This window comes from Microbaculum marinum (assembly GCF_037855135.1).
Taxonomy (GTDB): Bacteria; Pseudomonadota; Alphaproteobacteria; order Rhizobiales; family Tepidamorphaceae; genus Microbaculum; species Microbaculum marinum.
In genome coordinates this window covers 564,082-584,899 of the sequence record NZ_JAZHOF010000002.1, presented here as the reverse complement: position 1 = coordinate 584,899, position 20,818 = coordinate 564,082, and the positions used below count along the sequence as shown (strand labels likewise).

At 68.9% G+C, this 20,818-nt stretch carries 20 protein-coding genes; 4 read left to right on the top strand and 16 right to left on the bottom strand.

Going from position 1 to position 20,818, the window contains the following annotated elements:
- Positions 1-20: 20 nt before the first annotated feature.
- The 6 genes from V3328_RS06295 to V3328_RS06270 all read right to left on the bottom strand — a co-directional run bounded on the left by V3328_RS06295 (position 21) and on the right by V3328_RS06270 (position 9,239).
- Entirely contained in the window at positions 21-2,150 is a 2,130-nt protein-coding gene (locus V3328_RS06295) for a 3-hydroxyacyl-CoA dehydrogenase NAD-binding domain-containing protein (RefSeq protein WP_340328763.1), read from the bottom strand.
- Between the two features lie 11 nt (positions 2,151-2,161).
- On the bottom strand, positions 2,162-3,448 hold the full coding sequence (locus V3328_RS06290) for an acetyl-CoA C-acetyltransferase (RefSeq protein WP_340328762.1): 1,287 nt from the start codon (positions 3,446-3,448) through the stop codon (positions 2,162-2,164).
- Complete coding sequence (locus V3328_RS06285) at positions 3,448-5,799, bottom strand: acyl-CoA dehydrogenase (RefSeq protein ID WP_340328761.1); 2,352 nt, start codon at positions 5,797-5,799, stop codon at positions 3,448-3,450. The genes V3328_RS06290 and V3328_RS06285 overlap by 1 nt, the downstream gene beginning before the upstream one ends.
- 157 nt (positions 5,800-5,956) lie before the next feature.
- Positions 5,957-6,682, bottom strand: coding sequence for a type 1 glutamine amidotransferase (locus tag V3328_RS06280; protein ID WP_340328760.1), 726 nt, complete (start codon positions 6,680-6,682; stop codon positions 5,957-5,959).
- Complete coding sequence (rsmD, locus tag V3328_RS06275; RefSeq protein ID WP_340328759.1) at positions 6,679-7,236, bottom strand: 16S rRNA (guanine(966)-N(2))-methyltransferase RsmD; 558 nt, start codon at positions 7,234-7,236, stop codon at positions 6,679-6,681. The genes V3328_RS06280 and rsmD overlap by 4 nt, the downstream gene beginning before the upstream one ends.
- 947 nt (positions 7,237-8,183) lie before the next feature.
- The gene (locus tag V3328_RS06270; protein WP_340328758.1) at positions 8,184-9,239 is read right to left on the bottom strand and encodes a pseudouridine synthase; all 1,056 of its coding nucleotides are present in this window, start codon (positions 9,237-9,239) and stop codon (positions 8,184-8,186) included.
- A gap of 42 nt (positions 9,240-9,281) precedes the next feature.
- Between V3328_RS06270 and V3328_RS06265 the strand changes: the two genes are divergently transcribed.
- Positions 9,282-9,731: a nucleoside deaminase gene (locus V3328_RS06265; protein ID WP_340328757.1), complete on the top strand. Its 450-nt coding sequence runs from the start codon at positions 9,282-9,284 to the stop codon at positions 9,729-9,731.
- A gap of 174 nt (positions 9,732-9,905) precedes the next feature.
- Here the strand turns inward: V3328_RS06265 and V3328_RS06260 are convergent, their stop codons facing one another.
- A complete protein-coding gene (locus V3328_RS06260) occupies positions 9,906-10,931 on the bottom strand; it encodes a permease (RefSeq protein WP_340328756.1) in 1,026 nt (341 codons plus the stop codon).
- 49 nt (positions 10,932-10,980) lie between these two features.
- Positions 10,981-11,385 (bottom strand): ArsR/SmtB family transcription factor, encoded by a 405-nt coding sequence (locus tag V3328_RS06255; protein ID WP_340328755.1) that lies wholly within the window; start codon positions 11,383-11,385, stop codon positions 10,981-10,983.
- 286 nt (positions 11,386-11,671) lie between these two features.
- On the opposite strand from V3328_RS06255, the gene V3328_RS06250 reads away from it, so the two are divergent.
- The gene (locus V3328_RS06250; protein ID WP_340328754.1) at positions 11,672-12,220 is read left to right on the top strand and encodes a BA14K family protein; all 549 of its coding nucleotides are present in this window, start codon (positions 11,672-11,674) and stop codon (positions 12,218-12,220) included.
- A 275-nt stretch (positions 12,221-12,495) separates the two neighbouring features.
- Here the strand turns inward: V3328_RS06250 and V3328_RS06245 are convergent, their stop codons facing one another.
- Genes V3328_RS06245 through V3328_RS06225 form a run of 5 tightly spaced genes read right to left on the bottom strand, consistent with a single transcriptional unit; the run spans position 12,496 to position 17,275 of the window.
- Complete coding sequence (locus tag V3328_RS06245) at positions 12,496-13,359, bottom strand: patatin-like phospholipase family protein (protein ID WP_340328753.1); 864 nt, start codon at positions 13,357-13,359, stop codon at positions 12,496-12,498.
- Between the two features lies 1 nt (position 13,360).
- Positions 13,361-14,455: a phosphotransferase family protein gene (locus tag V3328_RS06240; protein ID WP_340328752.1), complete on the bottom strand. Its 1,095-nt coding sequence runs from the start codon at positions 14,453-14,455 to the stop codon at positions 13,361-13,363.
- 3 nt (positions 14,456-14,458) lie between these two features.
- A complete protein-coding gene (locus V3328_RS06235) occupies positions 14,459-15,379 on the bottom strand; it encodes an alpha/beta fold hydrolase (RefSeq protein WP_340328751.1) in 921 nt (306 codons plus the stop codon).
- The gene (gene purD, locus V3328_RS06230) at positions 15,376-16,695 is read right to left on the bottom strand and encodes a phosphoribosylamine--glycine ligase (protein ID WP_340328750.1); all 1,320 of its coding nucleotides are present in this window, start codon (positions 16,693-16,695) and stop codon (positions 15,376-15,378) included. Before purD ends, V3328_RS06235 begins: the two co-directional genes overlap by 4 nt.
- A 58-nt stretch (positions 16,696-16,753) precedes the next feature.
- On the bottom strand, positions 16,754-17,275 hold the full coding sequence (locus V3328_RS06225; RefSeq protein ID WP_378758941.1) for a winged helix-turn-helix transcriptional regulator: 522 nt from the start codon (positions 17,273-17,275) through the stop codon (positions 16,754-16,756).
- Positions 17,276-17,355: 80 nt separating this feature from the next.
- On the opposite strand from V3328_RS06225, the gene V3328_RS06220 reads away from it, so the two are divergent.
- Both V3328_RS06220 and xseA read left to right on the top strand, forming a co-directional pair.
- Positions 17,356-18,015: a glutathione S-transferase family protein gene (locus V3328_RS06220; protein ID WP_340328749.1), complete on the top strand. Its 660-nt coding sequence runs from the start codon at positions 17,356-17,358 to the stop codon at positions 18,013-18,015.
- A 72-nt stretch (positions 18,016-18,087) separates the two neighbouring features.
- Entirely contained in the window at positions 18,088-19,518 is a 1,431-nt protein-coding gene (gene xseA / locus V3328_RS06215; protein ID WP_340328748.1) for an exodeoxyribonuclease VII large subunit, read from the top strand.
- A gap of 32 nt (positions 19,519-19,550) precedes the next feature.
- On the opposite strand, the gene V3328_RS06210 is transcribed toward xseA, so the two are convergent.
- The 3 genes from V3328_RS06210 to V3328_RS06200 all read right to left on the bottom strand — a co-directional run bounded on the left by V3328_RS06210 (position 19,551) and on the right by V3328_RS06200 (position 20,699).
- A complete protein-coding gene (locus V3328_RS06210) occupies positions 19,551-19,754 on the bottom strand; it encodes a YgaP family membrane protein (RefSeq protein WP_340328747.1) in 204 nt (67 codons plus the stop codon).
- Positions 19,755-19,936: 182 nt separating this feature from the next.
- The gene (locus V3328_RS06205; protein WP_340328746.1) at positions 19,937-20,200 is read right to left on the bottom strand and encodes a YjiS-like domain-containing protein; all 264 of its coding nucleotides are present in this window, start codon (positions 20,198-20,200) and stop codon (positions 19,937-19,939) included.
- A gap of 217 nt (positions 20,201-20,417) precedes the next feature.
- Positions 20,418-20,699 carry a DUF1127 domain-containing protein gene (locus V3328_RS06200; protein WP_340328745.1) on the bottom strand — a complete coding sequence of 94 codons (282 nt, stop codon included), beginning with the start codon at positions 20,697-20,699 and terminating at the stop codon, positions 20,418-20,420.
- Positions 20,700-20,818: the final 119 nt, after the last annotated feature.

The following is a 20,818-nucleotide window of genomic DNA, read 5'->3' as shown; positions in this document are numbered from 1 at the left end:
ATGATATTGCGGGGACACGGTCAGACCGCTTCGCGCAGGTCCGAATCCGCTTGCTGCCGGCTCTCGACGGACTGCCAGCCCTCGTCCGGTTTGAAGCGTGCCCCGTGCGCCTGCTCCAGCGAGCGCAGCGTCGAGACGATGTCATCGACGCCGCGAGTCCGGGCGTAGTGCATGGGCCCGCCGCGGAACGGCGCGAAGCCGGTGCCGAAGATCATGGCGCCGTCGAGCGTGTCGGCGTCCGCCACCACGCCCTCGCGCAGGCAGGCGGCGCAGGCATTGAGCATCGGCAGGATCAGCCGGTCGGTCATCTCCCGGCTCGGCTCGGCGCCCTTCTCCGGCTTCACCGGCTCGTCGCCCTTCCAGCGATACAGGCCCTCGCCGGTCTTGCGCCCGAGCTTGCCCTGCTCGACCTTGTCCTTCAGCCACTCCGGGATCTCCGGCATCGAGGGATCGAGGTCGGCGCGCAGCATCGCCGCAACCTCGACGCAGATGTCGAGGCCGACCTGGTCGGCGAGTTCGATCGGTCCCATCGGCATGCCGAAGTCCTCGGCCGCCCGGTCGATCGTCTCCTTGGCGATGCCCTCGTCGACCATGGCGATCGCCTCGACGAGATACGGCGTCAGCGCGCGGTTGACGAGGAAACCCGGCGAGCTCTTCACCGGCACCGGCAGGCGGTCGATCTGACCGGCGAACGCGGTCGCCCTGGCCAGCACGTCCTGATCGAGCTCCGGATGCCGGACGACCTCGATCAACTGCATGCGCGAGACGGGATTGAAGAAATGCAGGCCGACGAAGCGCTCCGGGCGTTTCAGGCCCTTGGCGAGGTCCTCGAGGCGGATGCTCGATGTATTGGTCGCCAGGATCGCGCCGGGTTTCATCTTCGCCTCGAGGCCGGCATAGACCTTCTGCTTCAGGTCGGTCCGCTCCGGCACCGCCTCGATGACGATGTCTGCGCGTGCCGCGCCCGCACCGGCGAGATCGGGAATCAGCCGGTCGAGGGCGTCCCGCACCTTGGCGCCGTCCTTGAGGATCTTGCCGTACAGCGTATTCGCCCGGCCGACCGCCTTGCCGAGCGCTTCGGCGTCCAGGTCGGCGAGCGTGACGCGTATGCCCTGCAGGGCGCACCAGGCGGCGATGTCGCCGCCCATCGCGCCGGCGCCGACGACATGGACATGACGCACCTCCGACTCGTCGCCTGCCTTCGCCTTCAGGCCGCTGCGCAGGAAGAATACGCGAATGAGGTTCTGCGCCGTCTCGCTGACGACGAGCCTGGCGAACGAGGCCTGCTCGGCGCACTTCATGTCCGCAAGCGAGCCGCCGTGCTCCTCCCACAGGGCGATGAGCGCGTTCGGGGCGGGATAGTGTTTCGGCGGCGCCTTGTCGGCGGCCTGATGGCGCATCTGCCGGGCCGCGATGACGCGCGCGGGATAGCTCGACATGGCCGCGGCCTTGATGCCGCGGTCCCTGGTCTTGAGGTCGCCGGACATCGTCGCGCGAACCGCGTTGCGGACGTGCCGCTCCTCGGTCACCGCGTCGACCAGGCCCAGCGACTTCGCCTTGCGGGCGTCGACCGACTTGCCCGTCAGCATCATCTTCATCGCCTCGGTCGGGTCGATGAGATGGGTCGACCGCGCGGTGCCGCCGAGGCCCGGGTGCAGGCCGAGCAGGATCTCGGGAAAACCGAGCTTGGCGCCGGCGATCGCGATGCGATGGTCGCAGGCGAGAGCGATCTCTAGGCCACCGCCGACACAGTTGCCGTGCGCGATGGTGAGCGTGGTGAACGGCAGCGCTTCAAGCCGGTCGACGACGGAATGCGCCTCCTTCACCTTCTCTTCGACCGCGGCGGCATCCTGCATGCCCTGGAACATCTTCACGTCGGCGCCGACGATGAAGTTGTCCGGTTTGCCGGAGCGGATGACCAGGCCTTTCGGCTTCGTGGTTTCGAGGTCGGCGAGGATCTCGTCGAACTCGCGCAGCACCTCCTCCGACAGCGTGTTGGCGCTCGAACCCGCCTTGTCGATCACCAGCCAGGCGATGCCGCCCTCGTCGAGCGCCATGCGCCAGTTCTTCCAGCGGTCGCTCTCGATGTCCTTTGCAGGGCCGAGTTCCAGATTGCGCGGCTCGAGGACCTTCCAGACGCTTCCCTTCATCTGCGCTCTCCCTACGCCGCCTCGACCAGCATCGCGCCGCCCTGCCCGCCGCCGATGCACTCGGTGGCGATGCCGACCTTGTGGCCGAGCCGGTGCATGGCGTTGACGAGATGCAGCACGATCCGGTTGCCGCTGGCGCCGACCGGATGGCCGAGACTGACCGCGCCGCCGTCGACGTTCAGCCGGTCCCTGTCTATCCGTCCCATCGCCTTGTCCTTGCCCAGCACCCGCCTGCAGAAATCGGCGTCGTCGAAGGCGCGCAGGCAGCCGAGCACCTGCGCGGCGAAGGCCTCGTTCAGCTCCCACAATTCGATGTCGTCGAGGTTCATGCCGTTGCGGTCGAGGATCTTCGTGGCGCAGAGCACCGGTCCGAGCCCCATGATCGAGGGATCGAGTGCCGACCACGCGCTGTCGCGGATCACCGCCTTCGGCGTCAGGCCGTGATCCCGGACCGCCTTCTCGGAGGCGAGGATCACCCACGACGCTCCGTCGGTGATCTGCGAGGAGTTGCCCGCCGTCACCTGGCCCCAGGGACGCTCGAAGGCGGGCTTCAGCTTGGCGAGCCGGTCGACGGAGGAATCGCGGCGCACGCCGTCGTCCAGCGGATGCACCTTGCCGGACCTGTCGAACATCGGCTCGACCTCGCCGTCGAGCCAGCCTTCGTCCTGCGCGCGCGCCAGGCGGTGATGGCTCTCGACGGCATAGGCGTCGGCTTCCTCGCGGGTCACGTCGAACAGGTGCGCGACGACCTCCGCCGTCTGGCCCATGTTCAGTTCGACGATCGGATCGGTCAGGCCGCGCTCCAGGCCGATGATCGGCTTGAAGTATCCGGGCCGCACGTCGGCGGCGGCCTGCAGCTTGGCGACCGGCGACTTGGCGCCGTTCAGTTCGGCGAACCACTCGACCGCATCGCGGCTGAACACCAGCGGCGAATGGCTGAGCGATTCCGCGCCGCCCGCAAGGACCAGTTCCGACTTGCCTTCCCGGATGTTGCGGTAGCCGCTGTCGATCGACTGCATGCCGGAGCCGCAGTTGATCTGCACGGTATAGGCGGTCATCTGCATGCCCATTCCGAGCCGCAGCGCCGCCACCCGGGCCGGGTTCATCTCGTCGGCCACCACGTTGACGCAGCCGAGGATGACCTCGTCGAACGCATCGGGCTCGAAGGGCTGGCGCAGCAGCAGCGGACGGCCGCACTGCACGGCGAGGTCCACCGGCGAGAAGGGACCTGGCTCGCCGCGGGCCTTGATGAACGGCGTGCGCGCGCCGTCGACGATGTAGACGGGATCGTTGTCCATTATTCCGCAGCCACCTTGGAGCCCGGCGTCGCGCGCGACGACTTCGGTTTCGATTTCGAGGAGCCGGTGCTGCCGGCGGTCTTGCGGGGGGCCGTCTTGCGGCGGGCTGGCGCCTTGCCGGCCTGCGGCTTGGCCGACTTGGGCTGCGCGCCCGACAGTTCATCCGCCGGGAAGTCGTCGACCTCGATCACCTCGTCGACGGCCGCCTTGGCTTCGGCGAGCCGGCGGGTCTCGTCGGCAGTGATCAGGGTCTTGGCCTTCGGGTCGGCCGGATCGATGCGCGCGTCGCGCAGCTTGCGGCGGATCGGCTCGGTCTCGACGACCAGCGCGAAGGCGCGCTCCAGCGCGTGGATGCTGTCGCCCTCGCCGCCGAGATAGAGGCCCGCGGTCAGCCGGTCGCGCGTCGCCGACGGTTCCATCAGGATGTCGGCGCAGGCCTGCGTCAGCGCATCGGAGGGACCGCGCCGGCGCCCCATCGGCATGAACAGCCGCAGGAACCACGCCGTGACGCGGCTCGGGAAGTTGGCGAGCACCTGATCGAAGCTGGTCTCGATCGTCGCCATCCCCTCCTCCATGCACCACGCCACCAGCGGCAGGTCCTCGTCCTTGCGGCCTTCGTCCTGCCAGCGCTTCAGGACCGCGGAGAGCAGGTAGAGTTCCGAGAGTATATCGCCGAGCCGCGCCGAGATCGTCTCCTTGCGCTTCAGCGCACCGCCCAGAGTCAACAGCGCCATGTCCGAGGTCAGCGCGAAGCAGGCGGCATAGCGCGACAGCTGCCGGTAGTATTTCGTCACCGCCCCGGCGTCCGCCGGCGCCGGCGCCAGCAGGCCGCCCGTCAGGCTGCGGCCCCAGGCCCGGAAGAACGTCGCGGTGGCGTGCCCGACATGGCCCCAGAAGGCCTTGTCGAAATCCTTCAGGGCCTTGTCCTTGTCGGTCTCCTCGAGCGCCGTCATCTCCTTCAGCAAGTAGGGATGGCAGCGGATCGAGCCCTGTCCGAAGATGATCAGGTTGCGCGTGAGGATGTTGGCGCCTTCCACCGTGATCCCGATCGGGATCGCCCGCCACAGGCTGCCGAGGTAGTTGCGCGGCCCGTCGATGACGGTCTTGCCGGAATGGACGTCCATCGCCTCGATCACGGAGTCGCGCATCCGGTAGGTCGCGTGCGCCTTCATGATCGCGGAGACGACGGCCGGCGCCCTTCCCTCGTCGATGCCCGCGCAGGTCAGGCGGCGGGCGGCGTCGAGCAGGTAGGCGTTGCCGGCGAGCCGGCCCATCCGGTCCTTGACCCCCTCGAACCTGCCGACCGGCAGGCCGAACTGGGTGCGCACCCGTGCGTAGGCGCCGGTCGTGCGCGCGCAGAACGCAGCGCCGGCCGCCGATAGCGACGGCAGCGAAATGCCGCGGCCCGCGGCGAGCGCCGACATCAGCATGGGCCAGCCCTTGCCGACCTGCTCCTGCCCGCCGATGACGTTGTCGAGCGGGATGAAGACGTCCTCGCCCTCGATCGGACCGTTCTGGAAGAACTGCAGGCCGGGCAGGTGCCGACACCCGCGCTTGACGCCCGGCAGGTCGGTCGGCACCAGCGCAACGGTGATGCCGCGATCCTTGTCGCCGCCCAGCAGCCCATCGGGATCGTGCAGCTTGAAGGCGAGGCCCAGCACGGTGGCGACCGGCGACAGGGTGATGTAGCGCTTGCGGAAGTTCAGGCGGATGCCGAGCGTTTCCTTACCTTCGAACTCTCCCCGACAGACGACGCCGGTGTCGATCATCGCGGCGGCGTCGGAGCCCGCCTCGCGGCTGGTCAGGCCGAAGCACGGGATCTCGCGCCCGTCGGCAAGCCGCGGCAGCCAGTGGTCGCGCTGCTCCTGGGTTCCGAACATCATCAACAGCTCGCCCGGGCCCAGCGAATTCGGCACCATCACTGTCACCGCCGCGGTGATCGACCGGGTCGACAGCATCCGGATGACTTCGGACTGCGCATAGGAGGAAAAGTCGAGACCGCCATACCCCTGGGGGATGATCATCCCGAAGAACTTCTGCTTCCGCATCATCTCCCAGGCTTCGGGCGGCAGGTCGCCGTCCTCCCAGGTCACCTTCCAGTCGTCGACGATGGCGCAGAGGTCCCGCACCGGTCCGTCCAGGAATGCCTGTTCCCTGTCGCTGAGCCTGGCGGGGGGCGTGCCGAGAAGCTTCTTCCAGTCGGGATTGCCGGTGAACAGTTCCGCGTCCCACCAGACCTCGCCTGCCTCGATGGCGGCCTTTTCGGTTGCGGACATGGACGGCAACGCGCCGCGCGCCCAGCCGAAGATCGGACGGGTTAGCCAGCGCATACGCAAGGATTCTGAGCTCATGAGGAACCTCCCGGTTGTAACGCCTGCCGCGTCTTTCGGTTCCAGCGCAATTATGTGGGGTAGCGGCCGGGGGAGTAAATCTTTTCCCGGTCGGAGGTCCGGAATTCAGCAATCGGGGGCAAGTGCGTGGAACCGGTCCGGCCCCGGCCGGCGGCTCTCAGTCGCGCCGGTTGCCGCGCAGTTCTTGCGCTAGTGTTACCCAGCGCCGCCCGAGTTCCAGGCCGAGCCGGTCGGCGGGCCCGGCGTTCTTCTCCAGGGCCAGCGGCAGCATGTCCGGCCATTCAGGCGCATGCTCGAGGATGTGATCGCGGGCCTGCACGCTCCAGTCGCCGACCACCGCGGCGGAGGCCTCGAAATGAAACTGGCTGGCATAGACGTTGTTGCCGATGCGCCAGGCCTGGTTCGCCGTCATCTCGCTTTCGGCCAGCCGCACCGCGCCCGGCGGCAGGGTCACCGTGTCCTTGTGCCAGTGGAAGGTCGGCGAGGGGCCGGTGAGCACCGACAGCACCGGGTCTTCGGCCGCCTCCGGCAGCGGGAACACCGGCCGGTAGCCGAACTCCAGCGGCCGGTCGAGCACGTTGCCGCCATTGTAGGCGCGGGCGATGATCTGCGAGCCCAGGCAGATGCCGAGCACCGCCCGGCCGGAATCGCCGAAGGCGCGCGTCAGCCGTGCCAGCGCCGGCAGGAAGGGATAGTCGTCGTCGTCGAGCGCGCTCTGCGCCCCGCCGAGCATGATCAGTCCGTCGTAGCCGTTCGGGCCGTCGGGTATCGGTTGGCCGCCGTGGGCGATGACGGTGTCCAGCTGGACGTCGCGTTCGGCCAGCGCCTCGCCGACATTGCCGAGCGGCGAGTTCGGATAGTTCTCGACGACCAGGATCTTCATGGGGCATTGCTCAGGATGCGAATTTCGGAGTCGCCGTAGGTCCGGCGTTCGCGCTCCATATAGCCCGGCGGCAGCTTGAGTTCGACCCCCGCGCGCTCCTCCACCACGGCCAGCGCGCCCTCGGCGAGCCAGCCGCCCCTCGACAGCCCCGCCAGCGCCTTGTCGGCGAGCCCCTTCTCGTAGGGTGGGTCGAGGAAGGCGAGCGTGAAGCCGCCCTGTTGGCCGGCGGGCCCGAGATGGGCGACGTCGCGCTTCGATATCCGGGCAAGCCCCATGATGCCGGCGGCTTCCAGGTTGCGCCGGATCAGCGCCCGCGCCTCCGCCGACATGTCGACGAACACGGCCGACCGCGCCCCTCGCGACAGCGCCTCGATGCCGAGGGCCCCGGTCCCCGCGCACAGATCCAGCACCCGCGCGCCGGACACCGGATCGTCGTAGGAATGCTCGAGGATGTTGAACACCGCCTCGCGCAGCCGGTCCGACGTCGGCCGGATCGCGTGCCCCTTCGGGGTCGCGAGCGTCAGCCCCTTAAACCGGCCGCCGACGACGCGCACGGGGGTCTCCGGGAACGGGTGTCCAATACTGTTCGATGTCGCGACGGCTCTTGTCAGGCCGCGGCCAGCGGGTCCATGCGAAAGCACCTGCGTCGGCCGCCGCCTGACGGCATCCGGCGCTCGGCGCGCGTCTAGCGGAAGGCACGCGCAGCGCTATCCGTCTCGTCCGCTGGCACGGACCGTGCTCCCGGCGCTCGACTTCGGGTCTCGCGCGTAAGGCACTCGAAACGCTCACGCGTTTCGTCCGCTGATGCGGACCGTGCCTTACCCCCCTCTCCAACTCTCCCCCGCAAGGGGGGAGAGGGGAACAAGACGCCATCTCGGGAATACCCAGGACCCTCCGGTCGTGCAGCCGGGACCGACATTTCGACACAAGACGGGCAGTGCTCCAGGGAACCCTCTCCCCCCTTGCGGGGGAGAGTTGGAGAGGGGGGTAAGCCCCGGTGCCGCGCAGCGGCAGCGAAAGCGCAGCCTTCGCAGGGGCGAACGCCCGAGGCTCGCAGCCGAGGGCCGGGAGCACGGTACGCCCCGGCGTCCGGCCGACGGTGCGGCAGAGCGCCGACGGCCAACCGCGGGTCGTTGCATTGCCGCGCCGAATTGCCAGCATTCCTATCTCCGGGACAGTCGCCATCCTCATCGCTGCCCGTCGCACCTCGGTACCGGCTGCACGGCGGAACGGTGGAGGGATCTCCCCGAACTGCGCCTTGCGCCCCTCTCCCCCCTTGTGGGGGAGAGTTGGAGAGGGGGGTAAGCCCCGGTGCCGCGCAGCGGCAGCGAAAGCGCAGCTTTCGCAGGGGCGAACGCCCGAGGCTCGCAGCCGAGGGCCGGGAGCACGGTACTCTCCGGCGTCCGGCCGACGGTGCGGCGGGGCACCGGCAGCAGACCGCGGGCCCTCGCATTGCCGGGCCGAACCGACAGCAATCGTTCGGCCGCGCCGGTCGCCATCCTCATCGCTGCCTGCCACGCGGTGTCCTGGCGGGCCGCCCGCCGGGACGGTCGGCCTTGCCGGAACGACCCGTCGCGGCCGCCTTCCCGGGCTTGCCCGGGCGGCCCCGCCGGTCGTCCGCCGGGGGGCGCTTCGACGCGCTCGCGACGTGGGCTCCCTTCCGCCTTACCGGCTTCCCCTGGCCAGGTTTCCCTTGGCCCGCCTTTCCCGAACCGCCGGGCTTGCCTTCGCCTGCCGCGGCGGATCCCGAGCCGCGCGGCGCGGCGGCGGTCCTGGTCGGCTCCGGCAGCCTGATCCCCGCCTCGCGGATCATCCGCGCACCGAGCTGGTCGCGCAGCACCCGCGGCTTCACCTCCTCGACGCCGCCCACGGCGAGTTCGCGCAGCATGAACGGACCGAACGAGACGCGGATCAGCCGGTTGACCCGGAGCCCCAGCGACTCGAGGACGTTCTTGATCTCGCGGTTCTTGCCTTCGCGCAGCGCCATCGTCAGCCAGACGTTGCCGCCCTGCGCCCGGTCCAGCGCTGCCTCGATCGGACCGTAGCGCACGCCGTCGATGGCGACGCCGGTCTTCAGCGCGTCGAGCTGGGTCTGCGTCACGGTGCCGTGCGCACGCACCCGGTAGCGCCTGAGCCAGCCGGTCGACGGCAGTTCCAGCGCGCGGGCGAGGCCGCCGTCGTTGGTCAGCAGCAGCAGGCCCTCGGTATTGATGTCGAGCCGGCCGACGCTGACGACGCGCGGCAGGTCCCTGGGCAGCTTCTCGAAGACGGTCGGCCGCCGCTGCGGGTCGCGGTTGGTGGTCACCAGTCCGGCCGGCTTGTGGTAGAGCCACAGCCGCGTCGGCTCGGTCTCCGCCAGCGGCTTGCCGTTGACGGTGATCGCGTCGCCGGGCCCGACGCTCACCGCCGGCGTGTCGAGCACCTTGCCGTTCAGCGCGACCCGGCCCTCGGCGATCAGCCGCTCGGCGTCGCGCCGCGAGCACAGGCCAGAACGGGCGATCCGCTTGGCGATCCGTTCGGAGGAGGGAAGAGTCGTGGTGTCGGCCTTGTCGGACATGGCGCCCTGATAGCAGAGTGCGGGCCAAAGGATAAGGATTTGATGGCCACCAGGAGCTTCATGGACGAAGCGCTCGCCGAGGCGCGCGCGGCGGCGGCACGCGGCGAAGTGCCGGTCGGCGCGGTGATCGTCAGGGACGGCACGATCCTGGCGGCGGCCGGCAACCGGACGCTGGAGCTGAAGGACCCGACCGCCCATGCCGAGCTGCTGGCGATCCGTCAGGCCGCGGCGGCGATCGGCTCGGAACGGCTGACCGGCTGCGACCTTTGGGTGACGCTGGAGCCCTGCGCCATGTGCGCGGCGGCGATCTCGTTCGCCCGCATCCGCCGGCTCTACTACGGCGCAGCCGACCTCAAGACGGGTGCCGTCGAGCATGGGCCGCGCTTCTACGCGCAGCCGACCTGCCACCATGCCCCCGAGGTCTATTCCGGCATCGCCGAACGCGAGGCCGGCGCAATGCTCAAGCGCTTCTTCGAGGCGCGGCGGGGCTAGCCCTATCCCACCCCTTGCATCGTCATCCCGGCCGGAGCGCAGCGCAGAGCCGGGATCGGAGAGCCACCGCCCCGTCCGTGGCTCTCCGGTCCTGGACATCGCTCCACGCGATTTCCGGGACGACGACGGAGAGGATGATTTTGATCGGGGAGGCCGACCTTCACGGATGTCCCCTCAGCCCACCATCCCGTATGCCAGCCCGGCGATCAGCGCGCCCGTAACCGCGAAGCCGACATAGGCGAGGAACACCGGCAGGCGGGCGAGCGCGAAGACGGCGATCGCGGCGGGGATCGACGTGACGCCGCCGGCGACCAGGAACGCCATGCCGACGCCGGGCGCCATGCCCTGCGAGATCAGGCCGCCGACCAGCGGCAGCGCCGCGTAGCCGTTCAGGTAGGCCGGTATGCCGACCAGCGTCGCCAGCGCCACGGTGCCGACGCCGTCGTGGCCGAGCACCCGGGCGATCATGTCTCCCGGCACGTAGGCGAGCATCAGCGATTCGAGCAGGAAGGCGAGCGTCAGCCACTTGCCGAGGAACAGTGTGTTGTTCAGCCCGTTGCGGGCAAACCTCTCGCGCCGGTCCCCGTCGTGCCAGAATGCCCAGACGACCTGCTTCGGGGCGCGCACCTTCGCCCCGCCGCAGCCGCCGTCGCCGATGCCGGGCCTGAGCGGGCTCTCGAACGCGCCGAAGCGCATCAGCGCCCACATGCCGTAGCCACCCAGCAATCCGACCCCGATTGCAGCCACCGTCTTGGCGACGGCGAATTCCATCCCCAGGGTGCCTGCCGTCAGCGCGAACATCGACGGGTCCATGATCGGCGAGGCCAGCCAGAAGGCCATCACCGGGGCGAGCGGCACGCCCATCGCCAGCAGCGCGGCGATCAGCGGGATCACCCCGCACGAGCAGAACGGCGACAGCGCCCCGATCAGCGCCGCCATCGCCACCATGGTGACGGTGCGCCCCTGGAACGCCCGGGCGATCAGGTTGTCGGCGCCCGACGCCGCCGCATAGGCGGCAATTCCGATCGACGCGGCCAGATAGGGCAGGATCGAGAGCAGGCTTTCGACGGTGAAGGCCGCCGAGTCGCGAGCCTGCCCCGGCGCGACGATCGCAAGCGCCGCCAGGACGATGAGGATCGCGGCAAACGCCGGATCGATATGGCCGGCGCGGCTGCGGATGAGGGCGATGGCTGTTGACATTGTCCAATCCCGTATTTCCGGAAATATCGAATAATTGGCCAAAAAAAAATCAGGCGGCCGTTTTCCCGGCGGCCTTCTCCCCCTCGGCACCCGAGTTGCAGCAGTCGGGGCCGCAGCAGCCGTCCTCGCAGCATGGATCGGTCCGGGTTCCGGCATCGATCTCCGCCTTCTCCTCGGCGCAGCACTCCGAAATCAGGTAGTCTGCCGTTTCCTGCATGGTCTTGAGCTCCGCTCTGCAGATCAGGGTGGTGGCCTGCCGCTCCTGGCTGATGAGCCCGACTGTGACGAGCTTGGCCAGGTGGTGCGACAGGGTCGAGGCCGCGATGCCGATCCGCCTGCGCAGGTCGCCCACCGGCAGCCCGCGGCTTCCGGTCCGCACCAGGATGCGGACGATCTCCAGCCGGGTCGGATTGCCCAGCGCCTCCAGCCGTGCGGCGACGTCGTGACTGTTCATGTCCGGACTATGGAACGGCTTCGGAGCGTAGTCAATCGGTAATTCTAGAATTATCGAATTAATGGGCGAAACGATCCCCGCACACCCCGTAGCCCGGATGGAGCGCAGCGCAATCCGGGGACCCCAGGGGACCCCGGCGGCGGGCCGCGATCCATCTTGATCCTTCGCCGCCCGCCCCCGACACCCGGCCATCCGGCCGTGCCGGTCCGCCCCGCTGTTGCCACACCGTTCGTGCTAAGGTGGCGTCCAATCGGCGCTTGGCCGAAGTGCAACAGGGATCATTGCGATGTTCGACATTCGTAAACTGCGTCGTTCGGCCGTGCTGGCGCTGGCGGCGATGACCGTCGCGACCGGTCTGTCCGCCGTCCCGACCGGCTCCGCCGATGCCGGCTGGCGGGGCGGCTACTACTATGGCGGCGGCTATCGCGGCTACTATCCGGGCTATTCCGGCTACTACGGCTACCGCAACAACACCGGCGCGGCGGTGGCCGCGGGAGTGGTCGGCCTCGCCGCCGGCGCGCTGATCGGCAGTGCCCTGGCGCAGCCGCGCTATTACGCCCCCGCCCCTTACGCTTACGGCACCGCCCCCTACGTCGCCCCGGCACCGGCTCCCGTCTACGTCGCCCCCGGCTACGTGGCACCGACGCAGCCCTACGATCCGTCGCTGCCCGTGCAGAGCGGGCCGGGCTATTCGGGAACCTATGTCGCCACCGGCTACGCCCCGGCGCGCGGCACGGCCGAATGGAACGCCTACTGCGCCTCGAAGTACAGGTCCTTCGACCCGGCCACAGGCACCTTCCTCGGCTACGACGGCAAGCGCCACTACTGCCAGTGACGCGCCCGGGCGAACCGTAAGCGCCGGCTTCGCCGAGCCTTCACGCTGGATTCCCTGATTTCGCGGGGATGAGCGGACTAGGAATTTAACGGCACGGACAACCGGATAGGTGGAACAGGCGGGGAACCCCCACCCTATCCTCCCTGACACCCGACGATCCGCCCCGCCCCTCCCCCGCTCGTCCCCGCGAAAGCGGGGACCCAGCGCAAGGACCCGGCGAAGCCGCCGCTCCTTCGAACCCGAGGACCCAGCCCGACCACCCGCCGCCTGCCGCTTCAGAACTGCCGCAGCGCCTTTTCCAGCGCCCGCTTCAGCTCGTCCTTGGCGGGTTCCGCCGAGCGGATAATCGCGCGCGCCTTCAGGAAGTCGAGCACCCGGAACACGTTGATGTTGGGCCGGATCAGGATGTTCGGCCCGTTCAGGTGGGCGAGCCGCTCGGCCACCACCCCCTGCATCAGGATCTGGGTGGCGCCGAAGATCGCCTCGTAGGGCGAGGGGATCTTGCTGGTGTCGCCCTTCGGCTTGTTGACCACGTCGATCGCCACGACGAGGTCCATCCCCCGGTCGATGAAGCTGAACGGCAGCGGGTCGGTGACGCCGCCGTCGATCATCACCGCACCGTCGACGACGACCGGCCGGAACATCATCGGAATCGCCATCGAGGCGGCGACCGCGACCCGCAGGTTGCCGCTCGACAGCGCCACCGGGGTCGCCGAGTAGAAGTCGGTCGCGACCGTCGTCAGCGGGATCTGCAGCCCCTCGAACGTCCGCGCCACACCGTCCGGCAGAAAGGCGTCGAGCACCTTTTCGGGATTGAGCTGCACCGGATTGCCGAGGCTTGGCGTCAGCAGGTCGGCGAACCGCTCGTGGCGCAGCTTCCAGAGCCGGTTCAGCACCTCGCCGCGATGGCGGAAGGCGGAAATCGCGTAGTGGCGCAGGTCGTTGGCGGCGATGCCGGAGCAATAGGCCGCGCCGATGATGGCCCCGATCGAGGTGCCGACCACCTGCGTCGGCCGGATGCCGAGGTCGTCGAAGGCCTCCAGGGCGGGAATGTGGGCGAGTCCACGTGCGCCGCCGCCGCCCAGCGCGAGGCCGATGCGTGGCCCGGATTGCGGCGCGGGCTTCGGCGCGCGCGCCACGTCAGCCGAGCGCCCCGGCGCGCGCGGCAAAGCCCCAGGCGGTCTCGGCCAGCGGCCTGACCTGCGTTTCCATGCCGGCCGCGTTCTCGTTGGTCGCCGTGCCGTCGCGCACCCGCCCGACGATGCCCTGCAGGATCGCGGCGAGACGGAAGAAGTTGTAGGCGAAGTAGAAGTCGAGGTTGGCGATGCCGTCGCGGCCGGTCCGCTCGCAGTACTTCGCGACGTACTCCTCCATCGTCGGAATGCCGAGCGCCGGCAGGTCGAGGCCAACCAGGCTGCCGGTCCCCGAACCGAAGCGCGAGGGCGGCATGTGCCACTGCATCAGGTGGTAGGTGAAGTCGCCGACCGGGTCGCCGAGGGTGGCGAGTTCCCAGTCCAGCACGGCCAGCACGTCCGGTTTGTCCGGGGCCAGGATCATGTTGTCGAGCCGGAAGTCGCCGTGCACGATCGAGGCGCCTGAATCGGGCGGCGTCGCCCCGGGCAGCCAGTCGATCAGGCGCTCCATCTCGACGATGTCCTGCGTCTGCGAGGCGCGATACTGCTGCGACCAGCGCCTGATCTGCCGCTCCACGTAGCCGGCCGGCCGGCCGAACGCGCTCAGGCCGACGGCCTCGTAGTCGATCGTGTGCAGGCGGGCGATCGTCTCGTTCATCGCGTCGTAGATCGCGCCGCGCTCGGCCTTGTCGCACTCGGGCAGGTCCGGGGTCCAGTAGACCCGGCCCTCGACGCAGTCCATCAGGTAGAACATCGTGCCGACGACGCTGTCGTCCTCGCACAGCACGTACGGCCGGGCGACCGGGAAGCCGGCGCCGTGCAGCGCCGAGATCACCTTGAACTCCCGGTCGACGGCATGGGCGGACGGCAGCAGCTTGCCCGGCGGCTTGCGGCGCAGGACGTACTTCCCGGACGCCGCCTCGATCATGTAGGTCGGGTTCGACTGGCCGCCCTTGAACTGTTTGACCGTCAGCGGCCCGCGGAACTCGGGCACGTGCGCCTCCAGCCACCTGGCCAGCCGCGTCTCGTCGAAGGCGAGCGCCGCGGCGACGTCCTTGGTGCCGGAGTAGGCGGCCTGCCGGTCGAGAGGCGCCTCTGCCATCGCTCAGCCTCCGAAGAAGTCGAGCAGCGCGGCCGCCGTGGCGTCCGGATTCTCCTCGCAGACGAAATGGCCGGAATCGACGGCCATGCCGGTCACGTCGCCGGCCCATGCCCGCCACGTCTCGAGGGGGCTTTCGGTCTCGCTGGGAATGCCGGCGGCGCCCCACAGCGCCAGCAGCGGCGCGGCGATCCGGTTTCCCGCCTCCGCATCCACGGTATCGGCCCGGTAGTCGTAGTCCTGCCCGGCCCTGTAGTCCTCGCAGCAGGCGTGGATCCGTTCCGGCTGGGAGAAGAAGGCGCGGTAGTGCACCAGCGCGCGGTCGTCGAACGCGGCGAGCGACTTCGCCTTCGTCCAGCTCGCGATGGTGTAGTCGAGATACTCCACCGGCGCCCGCGAGATCAGCATTTCCGGCAGCGGGTTCGGCTGGGCGAGGAAGATCCAGTGATAGACCTTCATCGCGAAATCGATGTCGAAGCCCTGCCACATCGCGTAGGTCGGGACGATGTCGAGCACCGCGATCTTCTGCACCCGGTCGGGATGGTCCAGTGCCAGCCGGTAGGCGACGCGGCCGCCGCGGTCGTGGCCGGCGACATGGAACCTGTCATGGCCCAGCGCGGCCATCACCTCGACGAAGTCGCCGGCCATCGCCCGCTTGGAATAGGCGTAGTGATCGGCGTCCGACGCCGGCACCGAGCTCTGCCCGTAGCCCCTGAGATCCGGGATCACCAGCGTGAACCGCTCCGCCAGCGCCGGCGCCACCCTGTGCCACATGACGTGGGTCTGCGGATAGCCATGGATCAGCAGCAGCGGCGGCCCTTCGCCGCCGGTGCGCAGGAAGATGCCCGCCCCGCCCTGTTCACCCGCGCCGGTCTCCACCGTCCGCGCCGCAAATCCCGGAAACAGGTCGGCGAGCGGCGCGCTCATGCGGTTCGCGCCTCCCGGTCGCGGTCGCGCGCGCCGTCCTGCGCCCCCTCCCGCTCGACCGCCCGCCAGCCGATGTCGCGCCGGCAGAAGCCCTCCGGCCAGTCGATGGCGTCGACGGCGGCGTAGGCGCGCGCCTGCGCCTCGCGGACGGTCGCGCCGAGCGCCGTCACGTTGAGGACGCGACCGCCGGTCGCCTTCAGCGCGTCGCCGTCCCGGACGGTGCCGGCGTGGAAGATCTCGACGTCGTCGAGAGACGATGCCGCCTCGACGCCGCTGATGATGGACCCCTTCTCGTAGGCGCCCGGATAGCCCTTGCTCGCCATCACCACGCTGAGCGCCGGCTCGCTGCGCCAGCGGATCGAGACCGTATCGAGCATCTGGTCGAGCGCGGCCTGGACCAGCAGCAGCAGGTCGTCGCGCAGGCGCATCATCAGGACCTGCGCCTCCGGATCGCCGAAGCGCACGTTGTACTCGATCAGTTTCGGCCCCTCCGCGGTGATCATCAGGCCGGCATAGAGGATACCGGTGAACGGGGTGCCCTCCGCCCGCATCGCCTTTAGCGTCGGCGCGATGATCTTCTCCATCGTCTGCCGGCACAGCTCCTCGGACATCACCGGGGCCGGCGAATAGGCGCCCATGCCGCCGGTGTTGGGACCGGTGTCGCCGTCGCCGACCCGCTTGTGGTCCTGCGCGGTCGCCAGCGCCAGCCCCATGCGGCCGTCGCAGATCGCGAAGAAGCTCGCCTCCTCGCCTTCGAGGAATTCCTCGATGACGATCTCGCTGCCGGCCTCGCCGAAGGCGCCGCCCAGCATGTCGTCGATCGCGGCTTCCGCCTCCTCCACCGTCTGGGCGATGACGACGCCCTTGCCGGCGGCGAGCCCGTCCGCCTTGATGACGATCGGCGCGCCCTCGGTCTGGACGAAGGACTTCGCGGACTTCGCGTCAGTGAAGGTGCCGTAGGCGGCGGTCGGGATGCCGTAGCGTCGGCACAGGTCCTTGGTGAAGGACTTGGAGCCTTCCAGGCGCGCTGCCGCCGCCGTCGGGCCGAACGTGCGGATGCCGGCCCTGTTCAGGTCGTCGACGATTCCGGCGACCAGCGGCGCCTCCGGGCCGACCACGACCAGCTTGACGTCGTTCGACGTGCAGAACTCGGCAACCGCTGCATGGTCGCCGATGTCGAGCGGCACGCAGGTCGCAACCTCGGCTATCCCGGCATTGCCGGGCGCGGCGTAGAGGGTTGTGAGCATCGGGCTCGCGGAAAGAGCCCAAGCCAAGGCGTGCTCGCGGCCGCCTGATCCGATGAGAAGGACGTTCATTGCACCTTTTCGTGCTGCCTGCCGTCGCGTTTCCGACTAGCACGCGGTGCGGCTGTCGTCACGCCTGCAAATCGGATTCGGCCCTCGTCCTCGCGGCGACCTCCTCGTAGGCGGCCTGCAGGTCGGCGAGAACCGAGCGTGGCGGCGCCGGCGCGTCCAGGTGCAGGCTCCTGAGCTCGTCCATGAAGCGGTCCCACAGCGGCGGCCCGCCTTCCTCCAGCAGCTGCGCGCGAATCGCCAGTTCCGCCGAGACGGGCGTGTGGCGGCGGCCCCAGGCGCCCATCTGGACGAGCAGCGGGACCAGCTGGATCGCCGGCTCCGTCAGGCTGTAGATCGCCTTCTGCTTGTGGGAGGGGTCGTCTCGCTTCCACAACAGCCCGGCTTCGAGCAGCCGCTTCAGCCGGTCGGCCAGGATGTTGGAGGCGATCCGCTCCTCCGAATGGGCGAGGAGTTCGCGGAAATGCCGGCGGTTGCCGAACATGATGTCGCGGATGACGATCAGGCTCCAGCGGTCGCCCAGCGTCTCGAGTGTCAGGTTTATTGGGCAACCCGACCTGTGGCCCTGGGCAATCCTGTTCATGGTAGTTACTGCTTGCAAAACGCGATCGGTTTGTCTACAGCCAATCCAGTTGCATAGTGAAATCGGTCTGGGAGGGCCTGATGAAGCCTGAGCTCTACGCGCACCCGTTCTCGTCCTACTGCCAGAAGGTCCTCACCGCGCTCTACGAGAACGCTACCCCGTTCGACTTCCGGCTCATCCAGTTCCAGGACAGGGCCGACGAAGAGGCGCTCGAAGCGGCGTGGCCAATGAAGCGCTTTCCGGTTCTACTCGACGACGGACGGACGATCGTGGAATCGACCGTCATCATCGAGTACCTGCAGCACTATCATCCCGGAGCGGTCCGCCTCATCCCCGACGATTTCGACGCCGCGCTCGAGGTGCGGATGCTTGACCGCGTTTTCGACAACTACGTGATGACTCCGCTGCAGAAGATCGTCTTCGACCGCATGCAGCCGGATCCAGACCGGGACGCGGCCGGCGTTGCGTCGGCGCGGCGGATCCTCGACATGGCCTACCGCTGGCTCGACGGCAAGCTGGCGGGTCGCGCCTGGGCGGCGGGCGAGGACTTCAGCATGGCCGATTGCGCCGCGGCCCCGTCGCTGTTCTACGCCGATTGGGTTCACGAGATCGGAACCGGCCTGACGCATCTGCGGCGCTACCGCGACGCACTCCTGTCGCGTCCGTCCTTCGCCTGCGCCGTCGAAGAAGCGCGGCCCTACCGGGAGCTCTTTCCAGGGGGCGCGCCCGATCGCGACTGACGCCACCTCGCCGGCACGCCGGCGATTTGCCGCCCTCGCGAGTCGCGGCGCAATCGCGTAAGACTTGGCGCCATGGTCGACTCGCCACAAGGCAACATCCCCGAGCTCAGCGTCTCGGAACTCTCGTTCGCCGTGAAGCGCACGGTGGAGGACGCGTTTCCCTACGTGCGGCTGCGCGGCGAGGTCTCGGGCTACCGCGGCCCGCATTCCTCCGGCCACTGCTACTTCGCGCTGAAGGACGACAAGGCGCGCATCGACGCGATCATCTGGAAGGGCACCTTCGGCCGCCTGCGGTTCAAGCCGGAGGAAGGCATGGAGGTCATCGCCACCGGCAAGGTGACCACCTATCCCGGCCGCTCCAGCTACCAGATCGTCATCGAATCGATCGAACCGGCGGGCGTCGGCGCGCTGATGGCGCTGCTCGAGGAGCGCCGCAGGAAGCTCGCAGCAGAGGGCCTGTTCGACCAGGAGCGCAAGCGGCCGCTGCCCTATCTGCCCCGCGTCATCGGGGTGGTGACCTCGCCGACCGGGGCGGTCATCCGCGACATTCTGCACCGCATCTCGGACCGTTTCCCGATCCATGTCCTCGTCTGGCCGGCGCGAGTGCAGGGCCAGGGGGCCGAGAACGACATCGCCGCCGGCATCCGCGGCTTCAACGCGCTGCAGCCGGGCGGCGCGATCCCGCGCCCCGACGTGATCATCGCCGCACGCGGCGGCGGCAGCCTGGAGGACCTGTGGTGCTTCAACGAGGAGATCGTCGTACGGGCGGCTGCCGATAGCGCGATCCCGATTATCTCCGCCGTCGGCCACGAGACCGACTGGACACTGATCGACCACGCCTCCGACATGCGCGCGCCGACGCCGACCGCGGCGGCGGAGATCGCGGTGCCGGTCCGCAGTGAACTGATCGCCTACGTGTCGGACCGCGGACAGCGGCTGAAGGGCGGGTTGATCCGCCTCGTCCAGGAGCGCAAGTCCCATCTGCGCGCAGCGGCGCGCGGACTGCCGCGTCTGACAGACATGCTGGCACTGCCGCGCCAGCGCTTCGACGAGGCCTCGGGCCGGCTCGGCCGCGCCCTGATCGCCAACACCCGCGCCCACGGCACGCGGCTCGCGAAGGCATCGGCCCGGCTGTCGCCCACGCGCATCCGCGACCGCATCGACAGGTGCGGGGACCGGCTTGAGGTGCTGCAGGCCAGGGCAAGGAAGGCGGTGGACCGCAGGCGGGAACGCTCCAGGGACAGGCTGGAGACGCTCTACCAGCTTCTCCGCACCCTGAGTTATCAGAAGACGCTCCAGCGCGGCTACGCCCTGGTGCGCGATTCCGCCGGCAACATGGTGCGAAGCGCCCGAGGCCACGTCACCGGGGACCGGCTCGAGATCCAGTTCTCCGACGGGATGCTTCCGGCGGCTGTCGATTCCGGCGAACCAAGGCCGGCGCGGTCAGCGACGAAGAAGACACCGTCTCCGGCCACCCGACAGGCAAGCCTGTTCGACGAGTAGGCCCTCGGCGTCCTGCACGGATGAGCCGACCTTCAGGCGAAGGCCTGGCCGGACTTCAGGCCGATTCTCTTGAGGATCATCGCCAGCGGACAGAAGCCGGTGAATGCCGCCTGGAGCAGGTTGAGGCCGACGAAGCCGGTCAGCAGGAACCACCACTGGCTTGCCCAGATCCCCAGCCCAAGGGAAACCAGGACCACGAGACCGGCGAAGGCGAGGACGAAGCGATCGATGTTCATTTTGGCCACCCATACATATTCTATTTATTGAATATATATATGGACCGCCCGCTGCTTCGCAAGGCGGAAGGCCCGCAGGCTGCCGATGCGCTGCCCTTCGAATCAAAACGGCCGCGGCGAGTATCTCTGCCGCGGCCGTCTGTCTTCCGGACCCGTGTGTCGGACGGGCCGCCTTGTCCGATTCAACGGCGACGCCGGTTGCGCGAGGACGCGAGCTTGACCGAGGGGTCGACCCAGAACGGCGAGTTGAGCGCCGAGGTGAGCTGCGACCGGGTCAGGCCGATGTCTTCCAGGATGTGGTCGCTGGCGTTGCGCAGCGCGTCGAAATCGCGACGGGCGCGATGCGCGCGGGCGAGACGCGAGATCGTGTGGGCGATCCTGTCGCGCAGCGCGTGCGGTGGCTCTATGGCACCGGCGGCATGGCCGGCATAGGTGATCATGTCCATGACATTCCTTTCATTCAAAAACCGACCTAAAGACCACAAACGCCGCGCAGGCGGGGCCGGCGCGACGTCTGTGTTGCACTGCGACAGCTATATGTGGATTGCGGCGGAATCGAGAAATGCCAAGCCGGAAATCCAGATATGCTACAATCGCTTAGCTCCTACGGGCGATGTCGGTTTTGCGACTGCGAATAAGGCGATTGCGACACCGGTTCGCACGTCACGCTCCGAGCCGTTGCCAGGCCCGCGCCCGCAGCCGCTCGGCACGCGCCCGGATCAGGTGATGGGAGGGGTCCATGTCGGCCGGACCCGACAGGGCCCCGACCACGTCGCCGCGGGTCAGGCCGATATCCCGCAGCATGTGGTCGTCTGCCTCGAGCAGCACGGCGACCTGGCGGCGGTTGCTCCAGGCGCGCCAGAGCCGGAACACTGCGCGGAGCACGGCATGTCCCGCATGGATGAGACCCTCACCGATGCGGGCAGTCTGTATCGAGGTATGCATCTTCGTCTCCAGTGCGGACAGCGGCTCACTGCGTGATTGCCGGTGGAACGTCCCCGGATGATCGCGCGGGTGATCGCAGCTTCGAACGACCTGAAGATGATGCTTTGGCGTTGATTTAT

Coding starts and splice junctions, on each gene's coding strand:
- V3328_RS06225 (WP_378758941.1), bottom strand. CDS start 17,275: ATGAACAGGATTGCCCAGGGCCACAGGTCGGGTTGCCCAATAAACCTG.
- purD (WP_340328750.1), bottom strand. CDS start 16,695: ATGAACGTCCTTCTCATCGGATCAGGCGGCCGCGAGCACGCCTTGGCT.
- V3328_RS06295 (WP_340328763.1), bottom strand. CDS start 2,150: ATGAAGGGAAGCGTCTGGAAGGTCCTCGAGCCGCGCAATCTGGAACTC.
- V3328_RS06250 (WP_340328754.1), top strand. CDS start 11,672: ATGTTCGACATTCGTAAACTGCGTCGTTCGGCCGTGCTGGCGCTGGCG.
- V3328_RS06265 (WP_340328757.1), top strand. CDS start 9,282: ATGGCCACCAGGAGCTTCATGGACGAAGCGCTCGCCGAGGCGCGCGCG.
- V3328_RS06280 (WP_340328760.1), bottom strand. CDS start 6,682: ATGAAGATCCTGGTCGTCGAGAACTATCCGAACTCGCCGCTCGGCAAT.
- V3328_RS06200 (WP_340328745.1), bottom strand. CDS start 20,699: ATGCATACCTCGATACAGACTGCCCGCATCGGTGAGGGTCTCATCCAT.
- V3328_RS06255 (WP_340328755.1), bottom strand. CDS start 11,385: ATGAACAGTCACGACGTCGCCGCACGGCTGGAGGCGCTGGGCAATCCG.
- V3328_RS06285 (WP_340328761.1), bottom strand. CDS start 5,799: ATGAGCTCAGAATCCTTGCGTATGCGCTGGCTAACCCGTCCGATCTTC.
- V3328_RS06270 (WP_340328758.1), bottom strand. CDS start 9,239: ATGTCCGACAAGGCCGACACCACGACTCTTCCCTCCTCCGAACGGATC.
- V3328_RS06260 (WP_340328756.1), bottom strand. CDS start 10,931: ATGTCAACAGCCATCGCCCTCATCCGCAGCCGCGCCGGCCATATCGAT.
- xseA (WP_340328748.1), top strand. CDS start 18,088: ATGGTCGACTCGCCACAAGGCAACATCCCCGAGCTCAGCGTCTCGGAA.
- V3328_RS06290 (WP_340328762.1), bottom strand. CDS start 3,448: ATGGACAACGATCCCGTCTACATCGTCGACGGCGCGCGCACGCCGTTC.
- V3328_RS06210 (WP_340328747.1), bottom strand. CDS start 19,754: ATGAACATCGATCGCTTCGTCCTCGCCTTCGCCGGTCTCGTGGTCCTG.
- V3328_RS06235 (WP_340328751.1), bottom strand. CDS start 15,379: ATGAGCGCGCCGCTCGCCGACCTGTTTCCGGGATTTGCGGCGCGGACG.
- V3328_RS06205 (WP_340328746.1), bottom strand. CDS start 20,200: ATGGACATGATCACCTATGCCGGCCATGCCGCCGGTGCCATAGAGCCA.
- V3328_RS06240 (WP_340328752.1), bottom strand. CDS start 14,455: ATGGCAGAGGCGCCTCTCGACCGGCAGGCCGCCTACTCCGGCACCAAG.
- V3328_RS06220 (WP_340328749.1), top strand. CDS start 17,356: ATGAAGCCTGAGCTCTACGCGCACCCGTTCTCGTCCTACTGCCAGAAG.